The organism is Streptomyces sp. SID14515 (assembly GCF_010548505.1).
Lineage (GTDB): Bacteria > Actinomycetota > Actinomycetes > Streptomycetales > Streptomycetaceae > Streptomyces > Streptomyces caviscabies.
The window spans coordinates 154,652-177,421 of record NZ_JAAGMH010000144.1; the positions used below are offsets into that span (position 1 = coordinate 154,652).

Below are 22,770 nucleotides of genomic sequence, written 5' to 3' on the forward strand. Positions count from 1 at the left end.
GCACGGAGAACAGGGGAGCCGGGCCGCTCAGTGTGCGCGCGCGGCTTCCCTGCTCCTTCGCTTCGGTGACAGAAGCTTCACGAGCGGCCGCTCCACGGCCACGGTGAGCAGCCGGGCGAGGGCCAGGCTCACCGCGAGATCGAGGCAGACCACGCCGATCGCCTTGGGGACGGAGTAGAGCTCCTCTCCGAACTGCTGGAAGAAGAAGTTCATCACCGGCCAGTGGACGAGGAGGAAGGCGAAGGAGATGTCTCCGAGCCACTCCATGGGGCGGTTCGCGACGATGGACCGGTCGCCCCGCAGGTCGGCCGCCGCGAGGGAGCCGAGGAGCAGTGTCACCGGCACGATGGTCATGGCGACCAGCCGGTACTCCGCGGGGGTCTCCAGCGCGACGAAGTAGAGGACCGCGAGCAGGACCGCGAACGGCAGCGGACCCGGGCCGGTCCAGCGGCCGGCCATGACGATGCGGGCCACCAGGATGCCCAGGACGAACTCCAGCAGCCGGGTCACCGGGAAGATCTGGATGATCCAGAACGCGTCCGTCGAACCGGCGGGCGCGTTCGGCGCCATCCCGGCCTCGGCCGGTACGAGGGCGCGCACCACGGCGGGTATGGCGAAGACCACGGCCAGGACCGCGCCGACGCACCACCACAGGTGCTGGGCCTTGACGCGAGACATCGCCCGATGGAGTACGGGGAACAGCAGGTAGAAGAAGGCGACGCAGGCGAGCGACCAGCTCGGGGCGTTGGCGGCGCCGAAGATCTGGGGGTCGGGCGACCACGCCTGTAGGAGCAGGAGGCTCATGGCCCCCGTCTCGAAGGTCGTCGCGGAGCCGGCGAAGACGACCACGGCCACGGCGAACGTCAGCCAGTGCAGGGGGACGATCTTGGCAAGCCTGCGGCGCCAGAAGAGCAGGGGCGAGTCCTTCTCACGGTGGATCCAGGTGAGGATGAATCCGCCGAGCACGAAGAAGCAGGACAGTCCGACCTTGCCTATTCCGCCCAGATAGTGGCGGTACCACTGCGCGGCTTCGGGATCCGCGAAGGGGACGATGAGCGCGACGTGGCCGATGAACACGACGAGCATGAGAGGGAAGCGGATGCCGGTGAGGGAGGGCAGCCGGGGTCGTGAGGGGTCGGGGGACATGATGTCTGCTCCTGTGTGGGGGATGGTCAGGAGAGACCACAGGATGAGGAGGGGTGTCCCTCCGGTTGGAGGGACACCCTTGCGTCATGAGGCGTGAGCCTGTGACGCTGCTTCCTCGTCGTGGCCTCCCTGTCGGGGTGAAGGGATGGAGGGCAGGGGGTCCGTCGGCGGCTGCTCGGTCCGGCCGCGGGGGCCCGACAGCAGCTGGACGAGCGGACGTTCCACGCCGATGGTGAGCAGCCAGGCGAGGACGATGCTGACCGTGAGATCCAGCAGTGCGACGGCGATGAACTCGGATACCGAGTACATCCGTTGCTGGCCGAAGACCTTGGCGAAGAACATGATCACCGGCCAGTGGACCAGGAAGAACGCGAAACTGATGTCGCCCAGCCACTGCATGGGCCGGGTCGCGAGGAGGGACTTGCGCCCCGCGATGTCGGCCGCGGCGAGACTGCCGGCGAACAGGGCGACCGGGATGATCATCGCGGCGACGAGCCGGTATTCACGCGGTAGCTGGTAGGCGATGAAGAAGCCCACCAGGAGCAGCGCCGTGGCGGGCAGAGGCCGGGCGGCCCCGATCCACCGGCCGGAGATGACCAGGCGTGCCAGCAGAATTCCCAGGAGGAACTCCAGAACGCGCGACACGGGGAAGATCTGGATGAAGTAGAAGGCGTTCAGGGAGGACGCCGGCGACAGGGGGTGGATCATGGGGTCTGCGGGGACCACCGCTCGTACGACGACCGTGATGGAGATGATCGCGGCCACCACCGCGCCGGCGCACCACCACAGACGTCGCGCCGGAACGCGCCGCACGGCCCGGTGCAGGGCGGGAAAGAGCAGGTAGAAGAGGGCCAGGCAGGTCAGTGACCAGCTGGGGGCGTTCATGCTGCCGAAGATTTCGGGATCGATCGACCACGACGAGACCATCAGGAAGTTGAGAACGGCCGCCGTGCCGGAGACGGCCGGATAGGCGAAGATGGCCAGCGAGAGGCCGAAGGTCACCCAGTGCAGGGGTGCGATCCGTACGAACCTGCGCCGCCAGAACTGCAGTGCGGAATCGTGTTCGCGCGCGGTCCACACCAGCAGGAATCCGCTGATGAGGAAGAAGAGCGAGAGGCCGGCCTGGCCGATCCAGCCGGCCCAGGTGTAGTAGGTCTCTCCGGCCTCCGGTGAGCGGAGAGGGATCCCGAGGTGGATGTGGTTGAGGAATACCAGGAGTAGTGCTGGGAATCGGACTCCGGTGAGTGAACTCAGCCGGGAGCCCTTGGGTCTTTCCTTCGTCTCGGTCATCATCATTCCCCCGTTTCGTGGACTGGGTTCGGTGCGGACGGGATCGGGCAGCCGGATCGGTACGTCTGGACCGAGGGCCGCGGAGATACGACGAAACCCTGCAGGATGTGTTCTTGCAGGGTCTTCGTCGCAGAGAGTCCGGACAGCGTCCATGAGCGGTCGCGGTCCGGCCCCCTGCCGTTGTGGGGTGGAGTTACTGCTTCGACGCGGCCTTCTCGTAGGCGCGGATCGTCAGCGGAACCGCGACGACCAGCAGGGCCAGGGAGAGGGCCACGGCCATGGGGACCGCGTGCTGCATCGGGAACGCCGCGTCGGCGGGGACCGGCGGTGCGTTCCCGAACAGCTCCCGAGTGGCCTGGACCACGGAACTGACCGGGTTCCACTGGGAGATCGCCTGCATCCAGCCGGGCAGGCCGTCGAGCGGGATGAACGCGTTCGACAGGAACGCCAGCGGCATCACGATGATGGAGCCGAGGGCGTTCACCGCCGCGGCGTTGGCCAGCTTCAGGCCCAGCAGGGCACCGAGCCAGGAAGCGGCCAGCCCCAGGAGGAGCATCACGCCGAATCCGCCCAGGGCCGACGGAATGCCCTCGTGCACGCGCCAGCCGATCACATAGCCCGGCACCGTCATGAGCGCGAAGCTCCAGATGGTCAGGATCAGATCGTGGGTGGTCCGGCCGATGAGGACGGCGGAACGGGACATCGGCAGCGACCGGAAGCGGTCCATCAGCCCGTTGTCGAGGTCGGAGATCACGCCGAGGGCACTCAGGACCATGTTCCCGAGCACGACCTGGGCGAAGATGCCGGCCATGATGTAGTCCTGGTAGGACTGGCCGCCCGGCACCTCCATCGCGCTGCCGAAGAGATAGCCGAAGACCAGGACGAAGAGCACTGGCAGCAACGTGACACTCAGCAACTGCTGTGGTGTGCGCGTCAGATGCCGAAGGTGCCGGCCGATGAGGGCGGATGAGTGGACAAGGGTCTCGGTCATGCCGCTTTCTCTCCCTGAACGGTCTGCCGCTCTGCGGTGGGTCGGGCCCCCGGGCCTGTCTCGTCGTCGTCGGCTTCTTCGGGCGACACCGGCTGCCCGGTGAGCGCGAGGAAGACGTCGTCCATGGAGGAACGGCGGATCGCGAAGTCGACGGGCTCCACCGCCGCCTCCTTCAGCGCGGTGGTCACCGAGGCGAGGGTGTTCACCCCGCCTACCAGCGGTATGGAGACCGTCTTCGTCTTCTTGTCGATCGACGGGACCTCGGCGGAGGCCTGGCCGACAGCCCGCGTCGCGGCCGGAAGGTCGGCCTCCGTCGCCACGGACACCTCCAGGCGCTCGCCGCCGACCTTCCGCTTGAGCTCCTCCGGGGTGCCCTCGGCGATGAGCCCGCCCTGGTTGAGGACGGCGATCCGGTCGGCCAGCTGATCGGCCTCCTCCAGGTACTGCGTGGTCAGGAGAACGGACACCCCCTTGTTCACCTGCTCCCTGACCATGCCCCACAACAGCTTCCTGCTGGTCACGTCGAGGCCGGTGGTCGGCTCGTCGAGGAAGAGCACGGTGGGAGTGGTGACGAGGCTTGCGGCGAGGTCGAGCCGGCGCCGCATGCCGCCCGAGTACGTCTTGGCCTGCCGGTCGGCGGCATGCGTCAGGTCGAACTGCTCCAGAAGCTCTTCCGCCCTGGTGTGCGCCTTGCGCTTGCCCAGTCCCAGGAGAACACCGATCAGACGGAGGTTCTCCCGTCCGGTGAGCAGGGCGTCGACTGCCGCGTACTGCCCGGTCAGACCGATACGGCGACGGATCTCGCGCTTGTCCTTGGCGAGGTCGAACCCGGCGACCGTGACTTTCCCGCTGTCGTACGGCAACAGCGTGGCGAGGATACGCACGATCGTGGTTTTCCCCGCACCGTTCGGACCGAGCAGTCCCAGCACCTCGCCCTTGGCGACGGACAGGTCGATGCTGTCCAGCACCACATTGTCCGCGTATTTCTTGCGGAGTCCTTCCGCAGAGATCGCTGTCTCCATATCCGTCCACTTCCACATCGGGGATTGGCCAAGCGTTACGGGCATTTCTGCTCATCAAAGGGGCGGCCGGAGGACCGCCGCAAGGGAGGAGTCAGCTAGCTGCCACGGGCGGCCCGCCGAGAGACCGGAGCCGGTCGTGGACCAGGCGGCCGATCTCCGAGACGGCGCCCGGCGACATCATGTCGTTGTGCGTCGCGGCCAGGGGGTGGGTGTCGATGCCCCCGCCGACGTACGGGCTCCACTTGTCGACCATGCGCTGCTCGGCCTCCTCACCGTGTTCGGTGGTCGAGACGACCACCGTCATGCCGCCCCGCAGCTTCTTGGGACGGAATTCCGTCACGATGCGGTAGTTGTTCTTCATCACCTCGGCGAACGCGTCGATGTGATGCGGTTCGAGGCTCCCCAAGGCGCTGTCCCGGCTGCTGACCATTTCCATGACCTGGGCGTACTCGAATACGACGTCCTCACCGATGGAATCGACATCGAATCCCGCGACCATCAGCAGTGCGCGGAAGACGATCTGCTCGGTGTATTCGGGCTGATCGGCGCCGAAGTACTCCTCGAACGGAATCTGGTCGAGGTTGACCAGAAGGCCGATCTCCTCTCCCGCGTCCTGGAGCTGGGTGGCGATCTCGTAGGCGGTCAGCGCACCCATGGACCAGCCGATGAGGTGGTACGGGCCGTGCGGCTGGACCGTACGGATCTGCTCGATGTAGTCCGCGGCCATCTCCGGTACGCTCCGGGCCAGTTCGTCGCCCGGCTTGAAGCCGCGTGCCTGTAGGCCGTAGACGGGGTACTCGGCGCGGATGTGCTTCAGGAACTCGCCGTATCCCCAGGCGAGCCCGCCCGTGGCGTGCACCGCGAACAGGGGCGGCTTCTCCCCGTCGGCGCGGAGCGGCAGCAGGCCTTCGAAGCCGTCGCTCGACGACCCGGAGCCGAGGCTCTCGACGAGCGATGCCACGGTGGGCGTCTCGAAGAGGGCGCGGTTGCTGATCTTGACGCCGAGGACCGAGCGGATCCGGCTGGTGAGCTGAAGGGAGACGATGCTGTCGCCGCCGAGCTCGAAGAAGTTGCCGTCGATGCCGACCCGTTCCAGGCCCAGGGCCTCTGCGAACAGACCGCACAGCAGCTCCTCCCGGGGCGCGCGCGGACCGCGCGACCCCGCCAGCTCCCCGAGATCGGGGGCAGGCAGCGCCTTGTGGTCGAGCTTTCCGTTGGGCGTCACCGGCAGCGCGTCGAGCCGTACGAAGGCGGCCGGCACCATGTACGAGGGCAGGGACGCCGCCAGGTGCCGGCGCAGCTCCGCCTGATCGGCGGCCCCCTCGTCCCCGGCCACCGTGTAGGCCACCAGCGCGGGCTCGCCGGTCTGCTGCGCCCGGACGGTGACCACGGCCTGCGCCACCCGGCCGTGGGAGAGCAGCGCGGACTCGATCTCTCCCAGCTCGATGCGGAAGCCGCGGATCTTCACCTGGTTGTCCGCGCGCCCCAGGTACCTGATCTCCCCCTCTGCCGTCCAGCGGGCCAGGTCGCCGGTCCGGTACATCCGCTCGCCCGGACCGCCGAACGGGCAGGCGACGAACCGTTCCGAGGTCAGCGGGGTCCGGCCGAGATAGCCACGTGCCAGGCCGGCGCCGGCGATGTACAGCTCACCGGCGACTCCGGCCGGGACCGGGCTCAGACCCGAGTCCAGGATGTACACCCGGCTGTTGTGCACCGGACGCCCGATCGTCGGAGTGCCCGTGCCGGCCGTCAGCGGTTGGCCGATCGTGGCCGCGACGGTGGACTCGGTCGGACCGTAGGCATTCACCATCCGGCGGTCCGGAGCCCACCGGTCGACGAGTTCCGCCGAGGTGGCGTCACCGCCGACCACCAGGGACCGGAAAGCGGGGAAGCCGCCGGCCGGTACCGATGCCAGCGCCGCGGGCGGAATCAGCGCGTGCGTCACCTCGAGTTCCAGCAGCACCTCGGCCAGGACGTCCCCGGCCAGCGGCCCCGGGGGCGGGACCACGAGCGTGGCGCCCGCCGCGTACGTCATGCAGATCTCCAGCACCGACGCGTCGAAGCTGGGTGACGCGTACTGCAGTACCCGGCTGTCCCCGGTCACGTCGAACCGCTCCACCTCCACGGCCGCGAAGCTGGCCAGCCCGTGGTGGGTGACCACGACGCCCTTGGGGCGGCCGGTCGAACCGGACGTGTAGATGAGGTACGCGGGCTGTGCCGTGTGGATCGGCACCGCCGGGTTGTGCGTCGGGTGCCCGGAGAGATCGGCGTCGTCCAGGAGGAGGCGCGGTGCGCCACCGCCCTCCGGAAGCCGCCCGGCGTGCTCCGTGTCGGTGATGACCAGCACCGGGGCCGCGTCATCGAGGATGTAGGCGATGCGTTCGGCCGGATAGTCCGGGTCCACCGGCAGATAGGCGGCGCCGGCCTTCACCACGGCGAGCTGCGCCACCGCGATGTCCACCGAGCGGGGCAGCGCGAGGGCGACGACGCACTCGGGCCCCACACCGCGTTCGACCAGGGCGTGCGCGAGCCGGTTGGCGCGCTCGTTCAGCTCCGCGTAGGTGAGCCTGAGATGCCCGGCGTCCACGGCGACCGCCGACGGGGTGCGGGACACCTGGGCCTCGAAGAGCCCGGGCAGGGTGACCGGTTCGACGGGCCGCTCGGTGTCGTTCCACTCGACCAGAATCGTCCGCCGCTCCTGCGGGGTGAGGACGTCGACACCTGCGACAGCGCGCGCGGGATCGGCGGTCACCACGTCGAGGAACCGCTCCAGCCGCACGGCCAGCGCCTCGACCGTCTCCGGGTCGAAGAGCTCCAGCGCGAACTCGATGCTGCCCTCGATGCCCGCCGGGGCGCCGTCCGGGCCCAGCCGCTCGCCGAACTGGAACGACAGGTCGAACTTGGCGACGTCCGTGCCCGTCGGGTACGGGATCATCCGGGCCCCGGGCACCTCGGTCTGCACGGTCGCGTTGTTCTGGAACACCAGCATGACCTGGAAAAGGGGGTGCCTGGCCATGGAACGGACCGGGTTGAGCTCCTCCACCAGGCGCTCGAAGGGCACGTCCTGGTGGGCGTAGGCGGCCAGGTCGGTCGCCCTGGCCTGTTCGACGAGCTCGCGGAAGGACGGATTGCCCGAGAGGTCGGTGCGCAGGACCAGCGTGTTGACGAAGAAGCCGACGACATCGTCCAGCGCCTCGTCGGTGCGGCCCGCGATCACGCTGCCGAGCGGGATGTCGTCCCCGGCGCCCAGCTTGCCCAGCAGGGCCGCGACCGCGGCCTGCATCACCATGAACACACTCGCACCGCACGCGTGCGCCAGGTCCACCACCCGCTGATGGATGTGCGCGGGCAGCCGCAGCGGAATCGTCCGGCCCCGGTAGTCCACCACCGGCGGCCGGGGCCGGTCCATGGGCAGCGGTATCTCCTCCGGGAGATCCGCCAGCGCCGCACGCCAGTAGTCCAGCTGTCCGGCCAGCGCGCCGGCCGGATCGCTCTCCTCGCCCAGCACCTGCCGCTGCCACAGCGTGTAGTCCGCGTACTGGACCGGCAGCGGTTCCCACTCCGGTGCCGCCCCGGACAGCCGCGCCCGGTAAGCCGTCGCCACATCCCGTGCCAGGGGCGTCAGCGACCAGCCGTCGCCCGCGATGTGGTGCACCACGATCAGCAGCACGTGCTCGTCGGCGGAGACCCGGAAGAGCCGCGCCCGCAGCGGGATGTCCCGCGCCAGGTCGAAGCCCTCCCGGGCCGCGGCGCCCACCGCGCCGTCCAGTTCCTCCGAGGACACCACCGTGACCGGCAGCTCCAGGGCGGTCGCCGTGGAGCTGAGGATGTCCTGGCGGGGGCGGCCGTCGGTGTCGGGGAAGACCGTCCGCAGACTCTCGTGACGGTCCACCACATCGCGCAGCGCGGCCTGGAGGGCAGCGGGGTCCACGTCGCCGAGCAGCCTGGTGGCGAGCGGAATGTTGTACGCGGCGTTCGGCCCCTCGAAGCGGTTGAGGAACCACAGCCGCCGCTGGGCCGGCGACAACGGGATCTCCGCCGGACGCCGCATCACGCCCAGCGCCTGACGGGAGCCGTCGGCGGTGTCCAGGCGCTGCGCGAGCCCGGCGACGGTCGGCTGTTCGAAGATCTCGCGCACCGCGAGTTCGACGTCGAACACCGTACGGACGCGGCTGACCAGGCGGGTGGCGAGGAGGGAGTGGCCCCCGAGCTGGAAGAAGCTGTCGTCGATTCCTACGGTCTCCAGGCCGAGGATCTCCGCGAAGAGCGTGCAGAGGACCTCCTCACGCGGGTTCCGGGGGTCGCGGGACGAGGCCAGGCTGCCGAAGTCGGGCGCGGGCAGGGCCTTGCGGTCCAGCTTTCCGTTCGGCGTCAGCGGGAACGACTTCAGTACCACGAAGGCCGAGGGCAGCATGTATTCCGGAAGCGTCAGCGCCGCCCGGCTCCGCAGCTCGTCGGCGTCCGGCTCCTCATCGCTCCGCGCGGGCACGACGTAGGCCACCACACGCTTGTCGCCCGGCCGGTCCTCCCTGACCAGCGCCGTGACCTGGCCGACGGCCGGATGGGCGGCGACGGCGCTCTCGATCTCGCCCAGTTCGATCCGGAAACCGCGGATCTTCACCTGGTGATCGACGCGGCCCACGAATTCCAGCTGTCCGTCCGGCCGCCACTTCACCAGGTCGCCGGTGCGGTACATCCGCTCGCCCGCGGTGCCGAAGGGGCTGGCGACGAAGCGCTCGGCGGTCAGGCCCGGCCGACCGCGGTACCCGTGTGCGACTCCCTCTCCCGCGATGTAGAGCTCTCCCGGTATGCCCGCCGGCATCAACCGCAGCCCGGCGTCCAGCACATACACCTGGGTGTTGGCGATGGGACGCCCGATGGACGGGTCGCCCTCGGCGAAGACCTCGGCGGCGGCGGACCAGATGGTCGTCTCCGTCGGGCCGTAGAGGTTGACGACCCGGGAACCGAGCTCGGCCATCGCCCGGGCCAGCGGGGCGGGCAGTGCCTCCCCGCCGACCAGCATGTGCAGGCCGCGCACGGCTTCGGGGCGCTCGGTGACCAGACTCTGCCAGAGCGAAGGGGTCGCCTGCAGGATGGTCGCCCCCGTGCTCCTCACCAGCTCGGCGAGGAGCGCGGTGTCCCGGACCTCGTCCGAGGCGGCGATCACCACCGACGCTCCGCAGACCAGCGGCAAATACAGCTCAAGTCCCGCGATGTCGAACGCCACCGTCGTCACGGCGAGCAGCCGGTCGGACGGCTGCGGAGACACCCGCTCACGCATGGCGAAGAGGAAGTTGACCAGGTTCCCGGCCGACACCACGACACCCTTGGGCCGGCCCGTGGAACCGGAGGTGTAGATGGCGTACGCCGGGCTCGCGGGCGAGAGCGGACCGGTCCGCTCCACGGCGGCCAGGTCCTCCCCCGAGAGGGCCGCCAGAGCGGCCTGCGTGGTCCCGTCGTCGACGACGACCAGGTCGGAGGGGTCCACCGGCAGTCCCGTCGCCGTGCTCGTGCCGGCGATCACACAGACGGGCCGCGCGTCCGAGAAGATGTACGAGACCCGGTCCGCCGGGTAGTCCGGATCGATCGGCAGGTACGCCGCGCCGGTCTTGGCCACCGCGAGCAGAGCGATCGGCAGCTCCGCGGTCCGCGGCAGGGCCACCGCCACGTAACTCCCCGGTCCGACCCCGCGGGCGATCAGGAGCCGTGCCAGCCGATTGGCCCGGGTGTTGAGCTGCGCGTAGGACAGGCGTGTGCCGCCGGACAGCAGCGCGTCGGCGTCGGGTGTCCGCGCGGCCTGGGCCTCGAACAGCTCCGCGAGGACCTCGTCGGGCACGTCGCGGGCCGTGTCGTTCCAGTCGACGAGCTGCCGGCGGCGCTCGGCGTCGGACAGCACATCGAGCTCGCGCACCGGACGCAGCGGATCGGTCATCGCCTCGGCCACCCGCAGCAGGTGACCGAGGACGCGTTCGGCGGCTTCCGGAGCGAAGACATCGCCGCGGTAGTCCGCCCGCACCAGCAGCCGTTCGCCCATCGGCATCACCGTGACGCCGATCGGGTAGTGCGTGGCGTCGAGGGGCTCGGTGCCCCGAACCGTCAGATCGCCGAGCGACTGGGCCATCGCCTCGTTGTCCACCGGGTAGTTCTCGTACACGAGGATCGTGTCGAAGAGCTCGCCCAACCCGGTCATCTCCCGGATGTCGGTGAGCCCCACGTGCTGGTGGGCCATCAGCTCGGACTGCTGGTCCTGGACGCGGCGCAGGAGGTCGCCCACCGTTTCGGCGGGGTCGAGCCGGACCCGTACCGGCAGGGTGTTGATGAACAGCCCCACCATCGACTCGATGTTCGGGATCTCCGGCGGCCGGCCCGACACCGTGGTGCCGAACACCACGTCGTCCCGGCCGGTCAGGTGCCCCAGGGTGATGGCCCAGGCGACCCCCATGAGCGTGTTCAGCGTGACGCCGTGTTCACGGGCCCTCTCACGCAGGGCCACCGCGAACTCCGGTGACAGCTCCCGCGAGATCCGCTCCGGGACGACCGGCAACCGCCCGGGGTCCACCGGCGCCAGCAGCGTCGGCTCGTCGAGGCCGTCGAGCGCCCGGGTCCACGCCTCCGCGGCAGCACCGCGGTCCTGCTTGGCCAGCCAGACGAGGTAGTCCCGGTAAGGGGCCACCCGGGGTAGAGCGGAGTCGTCCCCCTGCGCGGCGTACAGCTCGAACAACTCTCCCAGCAGCACCGGGTAGGACCAGCCGTCCAGCAGGATGTGGTGGTTGGTGATCGTGAAGAGGTGCTGCCCCTCACCGAGGGCGACCAGACTGAACCGCACCAGCGGGGGAGCGGTCAGATCGAAGCGCCGGTTGCGGTCCTCGTCCAGGTGACGGGCCAGCTCGGCCTCACGGCGCGATGGAGACAGACCACTGAGGTCGAGCTCGGACCACGGCAGCCTCACCTCGGCCGGGATCACCTGGACGGCCTCCCCGTTGTCCAGAGTCCGGAACCCGGCCCGCAGGTTGGCGTGGCGCTTGAGGAGGGCGTCCGCGGCCGCCCGGAGCGCCGCGCCGTCCAGCTCACCGCCGATCTCGAAGGAGAACTGGACGGTGTAGACGTCGTAGCCCTGCTGGTCGTAGAGGGCGTGGAAGAGCAGACCTTCCTGGAGCGGGGCGAGCGGCAGAACGTCCGCCAGCTTCGGCTGCCCGGCCTCCAGTTCGTCGATCTCGCTCTGCGCCAGCCGGACCAGCGAGAGGTCGGACGGCGTGTGGCCGCCCGTACCCGGCCCTTCGGCGTGCGTGACGATCGCCCGCAGGGCGCGGAACCAGGTCTGGGCCAGGTCCCGCACCTCGTCCTCGTCGAACAGCTCCCGCGGCCAGGACCAGTTGGCGACCAGGGACGGCCCCTGGGGCGTCTCCCGTGCCATCGAGTTGAGCGTCAGCGCGTGGGTCAGCGGCATCTGGGGGTCGGCGGCTCCGCCCAGCCCGCTCCCGGAGTCGCCTTCCTCCTCGGAGGCCGAACCGCCCAGCCTGCCCAGGTAGTTGAAGCTGATCTGGGGGGTGGGGAGGGCGGCGAGGGTGGGTGCGGTGTCGGGGTTGAGGTGGCGGAGTAGGCCGTAGCCGGCGCCGTTGTCGGGCAGGGCCCTGAGCTGTTCCTTGATGCTCTTGACGGCGTTGCCGACGGCGGGGCCGCCGGTCCATACGTCCTCCCAGGCGTCTTCGGTGACGCCGGGGGAGAGGTGTACGGGGTAGAGGCTGGTGAACCAGCCGATGGTGCGGGAGATGTCGGTGCCGGGGACGAGTTCCTCACGGCCGTGCCCCTCCAGGTCGATCAACGCGCTGGAGCAGTCGCGGCCCCGCCGCCGCTGCCAGTCCGTCACCGCCAGTGCGAAGCCGGTGAGCAGTACGTCGTTGACGCCCGCGTGGAACGCCGCGGGCACCTGGGACAGCAGCGCCCGCGTGATGTCGGCGGGCAGCGAGACCGACAGGCCCCCGGACGTCGCCACGACGTCACGGCGCGCGTCGAGCGGGCGGGAGCCGAGCAGGGGATCCTCGCCCTGGAGCATGGCGGTCCAGATGTCCAGCTCGCCGGTACGCTCCCCGGCCGCCCGCACCAGCCCGTCGGCCCAGGCGCGGAACGAGGTGCCCACCGGCTCCAGGTCCGGCTCACGGCCGGCCGAGACCGCCTCGTACGCGGCGACGAGATCGGGCATCAGGATGCGCCAGGACACTCCGTCCACGACGAGGTGATGCGCCATGAAAAGAACCTGCCCGGGAGCGTCGGGCCCCGCGTCGTGCCACACCACCTGCACCATCACCCCGTCGCCGGGGGACAGCCGCTCCTGGGCGGCCTGCGCGGCCTCGCTCAGAGGCACGGCACGCGCGTCGGCCCGCCGCACGACATCCTCGGCCCGGACAGCGCCCCGGGGGGGAACCTCCAGCGACCAGGTGCCGTCCGGCGTCCTGTCCAGCCGCAACCGCAGCGCGTCGTGGTGGTCGAGCACCCCCTGGAACGCCTTGGTCAGCGTCCCGAGGTCGTAGTCGCCCGGGACCTGCATCATCATGGCTTGGTTGAACCCGTCCACGGGACCGCCGGTCTCCCGCAGATGGTGAATGATCGGCGTCAGCGGCACCGCGCCCGTCGCGCTGTCCGGCCCGGACCCTTCGGAGGTGCTGCTCCCCGCCTCGTCGGAGAGCTGTGCGGAGGCGGCCAGCGCCTCCACGGTCCGCAGCTGGAAGACGTCACGGGGCGTGAGAGCCAGTCCCGCACGGCGGGCCCGGCTGACGAGCTGGATCGAGATGATGCTGTCGCCACCGAGCTCGAAGAAGCTGTCGTCGATACCGACCTCCGGCAGGCCGAGAACCTCCGCGAACAGCCCGCAGAGCAGTTCCTCGCGCGGGGTGCGCGGGCCGCGGCCGACGACCTGGCGGCTGAAGTCGGGTGCGGGCAGTGCCTTGCGGTCCAGCTTCCCGTTGGCGGTCATCGGCAGGGCGTCCAGGACGACGAACGCCGACGGCACCATGTACTCCGGCACCCGGTCCGACACATGGGCGCGCAGCACCTCGGTGTCGGCGCTCCGGCCGGCCGGGACGACATAGGCGACGAGGCGCTTGACGCCGGGCTGGTCCTCCCGCACCACCACCGCGCTGTGCGCGACCGACCGGTGGCCCGTCAGCACCGAGTCGATCTCGCCGAGCTCGATGCGGAAGCCGCGGATCTTCACCTGGTCGTCCGCGCGCCCCAGGTACTCCAGCAGCCCGTCGGCCGTGCGGCGCACGACATCGCCGGTACGGTACATCCGCTCGCCCGGGACGCCGTACGGGTCCGCCACGAACCGCTCGGATGTCAGCGCCGAGCGCCCGAGATAGCCGCGAGTCACCTGCGGTCCCGCGATGTACAGCTCGCCCGCCATGCCCGCGGGAAGCAGCCGCAGCCGGCTGTCGAGGACATAGGCCCGGGTGTTCCCCAGCGCCCTGCCGATCAGGGGCTTCTCGCTCTCCGCGAAGGGGAGGCAGAGGGTGACGACGGTGCATTCGGTCGGGCCGTAGTAGTTGAAGGCGGATACGTCGGGCAGTTCCCGCATCTCCTGCCAGAGAGCGTCGTCGGTCGCCTCGGCGCCGATCTCCAGCAGACGCGGGCGGTGCTCGGCGGCATCCATCAGCCCGGCCGCCAGCAGCTGCCGCAGATAGGTCGGCGTGGAGAAGACGAAGTCGAGGCGCTGCTGCCGCACGTAGCCGACCATCTGCTCCGGGTCCCGGCGCACCTCGTCGTCGATGACGTGCAGCTCATGGCCGTCCAGCATCCAGATCAGACCGTTGACCGACGCGTCGAAGGTGAAGGCCGCCGTGACACCGGCGCGCACCCGCCGGTCACCCAGCGCCTGTGACCCGGGCCGGAAGAGCTGGGCCCGCTGACTGTGGAAGAGGCTCACGGCGTTGCGGTGCTCGACCGCCACACCCTTGGGCCGGCCCGTCGAACCCGAGGTGTAGATCACGTACGCGAGGTGGTCGGCCCCCACCGGGGCGATCCGGTCGGCCTGGACGAGGTCCTTGTCCGGCAGACCGGCCAGGGCCCGCTCGACCGCGGGGTCGTCCAGGACGACCCGTGGTGTCCCGGCCGCCACGTCGGGCAGACCCGCCGCGGTGCCGTGATGCGTGATCAGGCACGCCGGAGCAGCGTCGTCGAAGAGGTACGCCACCCGGTCGGCCGGGTACTCCGGGTCCAGGGGCAGATACCCGGCGCCCGACTTGAGCACCGCGTACAGGGCCACGACCAGGTCCGCCGAGCGGGGCAGCGAGAGCGCCACGACCCGCTCGGGCCCGGCCCCCCGCTCGACGAGCAGTCGGGCCATGCGGTTGGCGCGGCCGTTGAGCTCCGCGAACGTCAGCCGCTCCGTGCCGCACACCAGAGCCGTGGCGTCCGGGGTGAGTGCCGCCTGCGACTCCAGCAGGCCGTGCAGCGTCTCCTCGGCCGGCAACTCCAGCACGGGTCCCGTGCTCTGCGCCAGCAGCAGCGCGTTCTGCTCGGGGGAGCCGAACTGCCGCAGCCCGACCGGACGCTCGGCGTCCTCGTCGACCGTGCTGAGAAGAAGCACGAGGCTGTCGGCGAGAGACCGCGCCAGCGCGGGATCCAGCACATCCGGCTGGTAGGCCAGGGCGAGTTCCATGGTCTCGCCGACGAGTACGGCGATGGTGAGCGGGTAGTGCGTGTCGTCGCGGTTCTCGCTCGCCACGATGCCGAGCGCACCGGAGGACTTCTGGAGGCTCTGCGAGTCGACCGGGAAGTTCTCGAAGACGAGGATCGAGTCGAAGAGTTCGCTGTGCCCGCTCAGTCGCTGGATCTCGTTGAGCCCCAGGTGCTGGTGAGGCATCAGCTCCGACTGCTCGTCCTGGATCCGGGCCAGCAGATCGTTCAGGCTCTCGGAGGGATCGATGCGGACCCTGACCGGCAGGGTGTTGATGAACAGACCCACCATCGACTCGACCCCGGGGATGTCGGCCGGACGGCCCGAGACCGTCGCACCGAACACCACGTCGTCGCGGCCGGCCAACCGCCCCAGCACCATGGCCCAGGCCGCCTGGACCACGGTGTTGACCGTCACCCCCGCCCGCCGGGCGGCCCGGCCGAGCGCCGCGGTCCGCTCGGCCGACAGTTCCACGGTGAGCTGCCCCCGGCTGAGCGAGGTGCTCCGGCTTCCGGTGGCGAGCAGCGAGGGCCCGTCGAGGCCCGCCAGGGAATGCCGCCAGGCCGCTTCGGCGGCCGGGCGGTCCTGCCGGTCCAGCCAGCCGAGGTACTCGCGGTACGGCGTCACACGAGGCAGCCCGGAATCGTCACCGCCGGTGCCGTAGAGCTCGAACAGCTCGCCCAGAACACGGGCGAACGACCATCCGTCCAACAGGATGTGATGGTGCGTCACCAGGAACCGGTAGCGGTCCTGCCCGACCCTGATGAGGGTGAAGCGCACCAGCGGAGGACGGGCCAGGTCGAACCGGCGGGCGCGGTCCTCGGCGATCAGCCGGTCCAGTTCCCGTTCGCGTTCGGCGTCGGACAGACCACGCAGATCGGCATCGGCCCACGGCAGTTCCACTTCGCGGGAGATCAGCTGGACCGGTTCGCCGTTCTTACGGGGCCGGAATCCGGCTCGCAGACTCGCGTGCCGGCGCAACACGCCGGCAGCGGCCCGGCGCAGGGCTTCCGCGTCCAGCTCACCCTCGATCGCGAAGCTGAGCTGGATGGTGTAGACGTCGGCGTCGTCCTCGTCGTACATCGAGTGGAACAGCAGCCCCTGCTGCATGGGCGAGAGCGGGAGAACATCTTCGAGACCGGACTTCGTCATTGCGTTTTCCTTCGGCATCAGTGATCTCCGCTCAGAGCAGGAAGTCGTCTTCGAACTCGGCGATCTCGTCCTGCGACAGGCCTCCGAGCGAGAAGTCGGAGGCGGTGCGACCGCCGGCGTCCGGCCCTTCGGCGTGCGTGACGATCGCTTCCAGGGCCCGGAACCAGCTCTCCGCCAGGTCGCGTACGTCTTCCTCGTCGATCAGTTCCCGCGGCCAGGACCAGCCGGCCGTCAGGGTGGGCCCGTCGGGTCCGTCGATCGCCGCGGCACTGAGGACGAACGCGTACCTGAGCCGCATGCCGTCGTCGCTGCCGCCGCTCACCCCGCTGTCCGCCTCGGGAGCGGGGGACCAGGCGGTCGTCCCGCCGGAGCCGCCCTTCTTGCCGGCCAGTTCGAAGCGGCCCAGGTAGTTGAAGCTGATCTGGGGGGTGGGGAGGGCGGCGAGGGTGGGTGCGGTGTCGGGGTTGAGGTGGCGGAGGAGGCCGTAGCCGGCGCCGTTGTCGGGCAGGGCCCTGAGCTGTTCCTTGATGCTCTTGACGGCGTTGCCGACGGCGGGGCCGCCGGTCCGGATCTCTTCCCAGGCGTCTTCGGTGACGCCGGGGGAGAGGTGTACGGGGTAGAGGCTGGTGAACCAGCCGATGGTGCGGGAGATGTCGGTGCCGGGGACGAGTTCCTCACGGCCGTGCCCCTCCAGGTCGATGAGCGTCCCGGTGGTGTTCTGCCCGCGGCGACGTCGCCAGTCGGCGACGGCCAGTGCGAAGCCGGTGAGGAGGATGTCGTTGACACCCGCGTGGAAGACGGCGGGAACGGTGGTGAGCAGAGGCTCGGTGAGATGAGGGGGAAGTTCCACGGAGAGCGCGCGACTGGTGGCCGCGGTATCCCGGTCCGGGTCGAGAGGACGGTTGCCGAGCAGCGGGTCCTCGGCCCCGAGCATGGCGGTCCAGGTGTCCAGCTCCGCGGTGCGCGCCTCGGTGGAGGCGGCCTCGACCAGCCCCTGGGCCCAGCCGCGGTAGGAGGTTCCGGGCTGTCCGAAGTCGGGCTCGCGTCCGGCCTCGGCCGCATCGTGCGCGGTGGCGAGATCCGGGAGGAGTATGCGCCAGGAGACTCCGTCCACGACCAGGTGGTGCGCCATCAGGAGCAGGCGCCCTTCGACGCCCGGACCACCGTCGAACCAGACGGCCTGGAGCACGACACCGTCGTCGGGCGCGAGTGCGTCCTGAGCCGGCTTGGTCTCCTTCGCCATCAGGCTGCGCAGTTCGCCGCCGTGGACGCCGGCGGTGTCGACGCGGCGCAGGATCCACGCGGCGTCGACGTCACCCTTGGGCCGGACGGTGAACGTCCATGGGCGGCCCTCGGTCCGCGTGGTCCGCAGGCGCAGGATGTCGTGGTGGTCGATGAGGGACTGGAGCGTCGTGGTGAGTGTCTCCACGGTGGCGGTGGCGGGCGTCCGGACGACCATGGCCTGGTAGAAGCCGTCGATCTCGCCGCCTGCCTCGGACAGCCAGTGGATGATCGGCGTCGCCGGGAGGTCACCGGTCCCCGCTTCGGGGTCGTTCGGGGTGTCGACCGCGCTGCCGTCGGAGGCCACCGCGATGGCGGCGAGCGCCTCGACGGTGCGCTGCTGGAAGACGTCACGCGGTGTGAAGACGAGCCCGGCCGCACGGGCGCGGCTGACCAGCTGGATGGAGACGATGCTGTCGCCGCCGAGGTTGAAGAAGTTGTCGTCGATGGTGACGGTGTCGAGGTTGAGGGTTTCGGCGAAGAGGGTGCAGAGCAGTTCTTCGCGGGGGTTGCGGGGGCTGCGGCCGACGACTTGGCGGCTGAAGTCGGGTGCGGGGAGGGCTTTGCGGTCCAGCTTCCCGTTCGCGGTGAGGGGGAGTTCGGTGAGTGTGATGAATGCTGCGGGGATCATGTGGTCGGGGAGGTGGGTGGCTGCGTGGGTGCGTAGTTGGTCGGGGTGGGGGGTGTGTCCGGGGGTGGGGAGGGTGTAGGCGATGAGTTGTTTGTTGCCGGGTTGGTCTTCGCGGAGGAGGACGGTGGTGTGGGTGATGTGGGGGTGGGTGGTGAGTGCGGTTTCGATGTCGCCGAGTTCGATGCGGAAGCCGCGGAGTTTGATCTGGTCGTCGCTGCGGCCTTGGTATTCGATGGTGCCGTCGGTGGTCCAGCGGGCGATGTCGCCGGTGCGGTACATGCGTTCGCCGGTGGTGCTGTGGGGGTTGGCGGTGAAGCGTTCGGCGGTGAGGGCGGGGCGGTGGGTGTAGCCGTGGGCGAGTTGGATTCCGGCGAGGTAGAGCTCTCCGGGGACGCCGACGGGGACGGGGCGCAGGGCGTTGTCGAGGATGTAGGTGCGGGTGTTCCAGATCGGCCGCCCGATCGGAACACCACCACCACTGCCACTACTACTGCCACCACTACTGCCACTGCCACTGCCACTGCTTCCACTGCCACCACTACTGGTGGTGTCACTTCCACTGCTGCTGGTGGTGGTGGTGTGGTGGGCGGTGACGTCGACGGCGGCTTCGGTGGGGCCGTAGAGGTTGTGGAGTTGGGTGGTGGGGAGTTGGGTGTGGAAGCGGTGGGCGGTGTCGGTGGGGAGGGCTTCGCCGGAGGAGATGATCCGGCGCAGGGTGGTGCAGTGGGGGGTGGTGGGTTCGGTGAGGAAGGCCTGGAGCATGGAGGGCACGAAGTGGGCGGTGGTGATGCCGGTGTTCTGGATGAGGGTGGTGAGGTAGGCGGGGTCTTTGTGGCCTTCGGGGCGGGCGAGGACGAGGGTCGCGCCGGTGCGCAGGGGCCAGAAGAATTCCCAGACGGAGACGTCGAAGCCTGAGGGTGTTTTCTGCAGGACCCGGTCGGTGGTGTCGAGTTGGTAGGTGTCCTGCATCCAGGCGAGGCGGTTGTTGATCGCGTCGTGTCCGACCACGACGCCCTTGGGGCGTCCGGTGGAACCGGATGTGAAGATCACGTAGGCGGGTGCGTTCGGTGCGACTGTCACGTCGGGGCGGTGTGCGGGGTGTTCGGTGCCCCGGCCCTGGTCGGTGTCCAGCAGGAGCTGGGGCACTGGTGTTGTGGGCAGTTGCGGGGCGGTGTTGGTGGTGGTGAGGAGGAGTGCGGGGGTGGCGTCCTGGAGGATGGTGCTGATGCGGTCGGCGGGGTAGTCCGGGTCGACCGGTACGTACGCGGCGCCCGCTTTCAGGACGGCGTAGAGGGCGGTGACCAGTTCCACGGAGCGGGGGGCGGCGACCGCGACGAACGTTCCCGGCCCCACTCCCCGGGCCACCAGTGCGTGGGCGAGCTGGTTCGCCCGGGTGTCCAGTTCCGCATATGTGACAGCCTGGTCCTCGAAGAGAACAGCCGGTGCGTCCGGGGTGCGGGCCACTTGTTCCTCGAACCCGGAGACCAGGGTTCCCGGTGTCACCGTGTGGTCGGTCGCGTTCCATCCCTCGACCACCCACCCACGCTCCACCGCGGACAGCACGTCCAGCTCACCGACCCGTACCCGCGGATCGGCCGCGACCGCCTTCAGCAACCGCACCAGACCCGCCGCCAGCCGACGCGCCGTCTCCTCGTCGAACAGATCCCGGGCGAACTCCAGCCGCCCCGACACACCCGCGGCACCACCCTCCCCATCCCGCAACTCCACGAGCCGGAAGAAGAGGTCGAAGCGGGCGCTCCCGGTGTCCATCAGCTCGGACTCGGCTTCGAGCCCCGCCAGATCCAGCCGCGAACCATCGCTGCTCTGTACGTCGAGCGCGGTTTGGAACAGCGGGTGCCGGGCCAGCGACCTGGCCGGATTGATCTCCTCCACCAGCCGCTCGAAGGACAGGTCCTGATGCGCGTACGCCGCCAGGTCGCTCTCGCGTACCCGGTCCAGCAGTTCGCGGAACGTCGGATCCCCCGACGTGTCCGTACGCAGCACCAGCGTATTGACGAAGAACCCGACCAGATCGTCCAGCGCCGCGTCCGTACGCCCCGCGATCAGTGATCCGATCGGGATGTCCGAGCCCGCACCGAACCGCGACAGCAGAGCCGCCAGACCCGCCTGGACCACCATGAACAAGCTGGCGCCGCTGTCGGCCGCCAGTTCCCTGAGCTGTTCGTGGGTCCGCGCGGGCAGCTCGAACGGGACGCGCCCCCCGTCATGGGTGGCCACGGCGGGCCGCGGCCGGTCGATCGGCAGCGCGATCTCCTCGGGCAGCCCGTCCAGCGCCTCGCGCCAGTAGCGCAGCTGCCGGGCCAGCTCGCTGCCTTCCTCGGCGGCGTCGCCCAGCAGGTCGCGCTGCCACAGCACATAGTCGGCGTACTGCACCGGCAACGGCTCCCACACCGGCTCCCGGCCGGCACACCGCGCCGCGTACGCGACGGACAGATCCCGGGTGAACGGGGTCACGGACCAGCCGTCACAGGCGATGTGATGGACCACGAGTTGTAGGACGCACTCGTCCTCGGCCGGCACGAGCAACCGGGCGCGCACGGGTATCTCGGCGCCGAGGTCGAACCCCTCCCGGGCCTCCTCCGCCAGCGCGGCCGGAAGCCGGTCCCAGGTGACCGGTACGACGGGCAGCGCCACATCCGCGGCCACCGGATCGAGGATGAGCTGACGTGCCTGTCCGTCCGCTTCCGGGTGGATCGTGCGCAGGCTCTCGTGACGCGCGACGACGTCGTTCAGGGCTGCCCGGAGCGCCGGGGTGTCGGGCTTGCCCCGCAGCCGGATGGCCACCGCTTCGTTGTACACGGAGTCCTGGCCGCCGAGTTGGTTGAGGAACCACAGCCGCTGCTGGGCGGGCGACAACGGGATCTCCGCGGGGCGCTCGGCGGCGACGAGCGGCTGCCTCGCGCCCCGGGCCCCGGCCAGCTGCTCGACCAGACCCGCGACCGTCGGGTTCTCGAAGACGCTGCGGAGCGGGATCTCCGCCTTGAAGGCCTTGCGCACCTTGCTCACCAGCTTGGTGATGTGCAGCGAACGTCCGCCGATGAGGAAGAAGTTGTCGTCGACCTCGACCTTCTCCGTCTCGAAGACCTCCGCGGCGAGGGCGCAGACGATCTCTTCCTGCGGCGTGCGGGGGCGGTGCGCCGGGGCGGCTCCGGCCGGGGACGGCTCCGGGACGCCGTCCTGCCGGCTGCTCTCCTGGCCCGCGGCGAGGGCTGCCCGTGCCCCGTCCCGTACCTGCTGGGCGCGGTCGGAGACGGCGAGTGCGTCGACGCGCTGGTGCGGGCCCGCCTTTGAGAGTTCCCGGAGGAAGGTCAGGAAGCCTTCCTGGTAGGCCTCCAGAGCGACCTCGTCGTAGAGGTCCGCGTTGGCGTCGCAGTCGATCTGCAGACCGGCCTCGGTCGTGCGGTCGTAGATCAGGAAGGACAGGTCGTCGGTGGGCCCGGTGGCCAGCGTGCAGGGCCGGGAGGGGACCTCGCCGAAGGACAGCTTGTGGTCGAACATCATGAGATTGACGTGCGGGCCGACCAGCCGACGGTCGGCGGCCAGCATGCCGAGGTCCTGGCGGATGTCCTCGTACGGGTAGCGCTGGTGGCGGGTGGCTCCGCGCAGCTCGGCCGAGACCTGGTGCATCAGCTCAGCGACGGTGACGCCGTCGGGGAAGGCGATCCGCAGGGGCAGGACGTTGGACACCATGGACGGCACGCTCAGCGCGGTGCGGCCCAGCCGGTTCGACACCGGCAGCCCGAGGATCACTTCTCGCTCGCCGGTCAGCCGCTGGAGGTAGGCGGCGACCGAGGCGAACAGCACCGGTGGCCAGGAGGTCTCGGCCGCACGGCCGAGGTTGCGCAGACGGTCGGTCTCCTCCTGCGGCAGGTGCGCGGTGCGGTGGACGAGCTCGAACACCGCACCGGGCTGTCGTCCGGACAGGCTGACGGGCTCGGGCGCGTCCGCCATCCGCTCCGCCCAGTGGTCCCGGTCCCTGACCCGGCGCTCGGAGCCCTGGTACGCGGCGTGCTCGTCGAGCAGGTCGGTCAGCGGTGCGAAGGGGCTGTCGCCGACAGGGAGCCCGGATGCCAGCGCCGAGTAGATCTCCGGTACGCGCTGCGCGATGACGACGACGGTGTAGCCGTCGGCGAGCAGGTGGTGATAGCGGTAGAACCAGAAATGCCGTTCCTCACCGACCTTGAGCAGGGCGAACAGGAACAGCGGATCCCGCAGCGGATCCACCGGGCGGTCCAGTTCCGCGGCCATCCAGGCACGGGCGGCCTCCTGCGGATCGTTCTCGGTGGTGAAGTCGAGCCGGACGGGTTCGAAAGCGAAGTCCGCCGCGGGCACCACTCGTTGCGTCGGCTCACCGTCCGCCTGCTCGAAGCGGACGCGCAGCGTGTCCGCCTCCTCGACCACGTGGCGCAGGGCCTCTTCGACCAGCTCCGTGTCCAGGGGGCCTTCGATGTCGAGGTACTCGCCCAGGAGGAAGATCGTGTTCTGCGGATTCAGCTGCTGTGCGTACCAGATACCCGACTGGGCGGCGGTCAGCGGCAGGGAAACGTCCTGTCGTACGGACACG

Annotated in this window: 6 protein-coding genes; all 6 read right to left on the reverse strand. The window is 70.0% G+C overall.

Going from position 1 to position 22,770, the window contains the following annotated elements; all coding sequences use genetic code 11:
* Nucleotides 1-27 precede the first annotated feature (27 nt).
* The 6 genes from G3I54_RS35655 to G3I54_RS35680 all read right to left on the reverse strand — a co-directional run bounded on the left by G3I54_RS35655 (nucleotide 28) and on the right by G3I54_RS35680 (nucleotide 22,769).
* Nucleotides 28-1,146, reverse strand: a complete 1,119-nt coding sequence (locus tag G3I54_RS35655) for an acyltransferase (RefSeq protein ID WP_164610166.1) — start codon at nucleotides 1,144-1,146, stop codon at nucleotides 28-30.
* Nucleotides 1,147-1,230: 84 nt separating this feature from the next.
* Nucleotides 1,231-2,436: an acyltransferase gene (locus G3I54_RS35660; RefSeq protein ID WP_164610164.1), complete on the reverse strand. Its 1,206-nt coding sequence runs from the start codon at nucleotides 2,434-2,436 to the stop codon at nucleotides 1,231-1,233.
* 193 nt (nucleotides 2,437-2,629) lie between these two features.
* The gene (locus G3I54_RS35665) at nucleotides 2,630-3,427 is read right to left on the reverse strand and encodes an ABC transporter permease (RefSeq protein ID WP_164610162.1); all 798 of its coding nucleotides are present in this window, start codon (nucleotides 3,425-3,427) and stop codon (nucleotides 2,630-2,632) included.
* Entirely contained in the window at nucleotides 3,424-4,449 is a 1,026-nt protein-coding gene (locus G3I54_RS35670) for an ATP-binding cassette domain-containing protein (RefSeq protein ID WP_164610160.1), read from the reverse strand. The genes G3I54_RS35665 and G3I54_RS35670 overlap by 4 nt, the downstream gene beginning before the upstream one ends.
* A 91-nt stretch (nucleotides 4,450-4,540) precedes the next feature.
* Nucleotides 4,541-16,273 (reverse strand): non-ribosomal peptide synthetase, encoded by an 11,733-nt coding sequence (locus G3I54_RS35675; RefSeq protein WP_164610158.1) that lies wholly within the window; start codon nucleotides 16,271-16,273, stop codon nucleotides 4,541-4,543.
* Between the two features lie 31 nt (nucleotides 16,274-16,304).
* A complete protein-coding gene (locus G3I54_RS35680; protein WP_164620945.1) occupies nucleotides 16,305-22,769 on the reverse strand; it encodes a non-ribosomal peptide synthetase in 6,465 nt (2,154 codons plus the stop codon).
* Nucleotide 22,770: the final 1 nt, after the last annotated feature.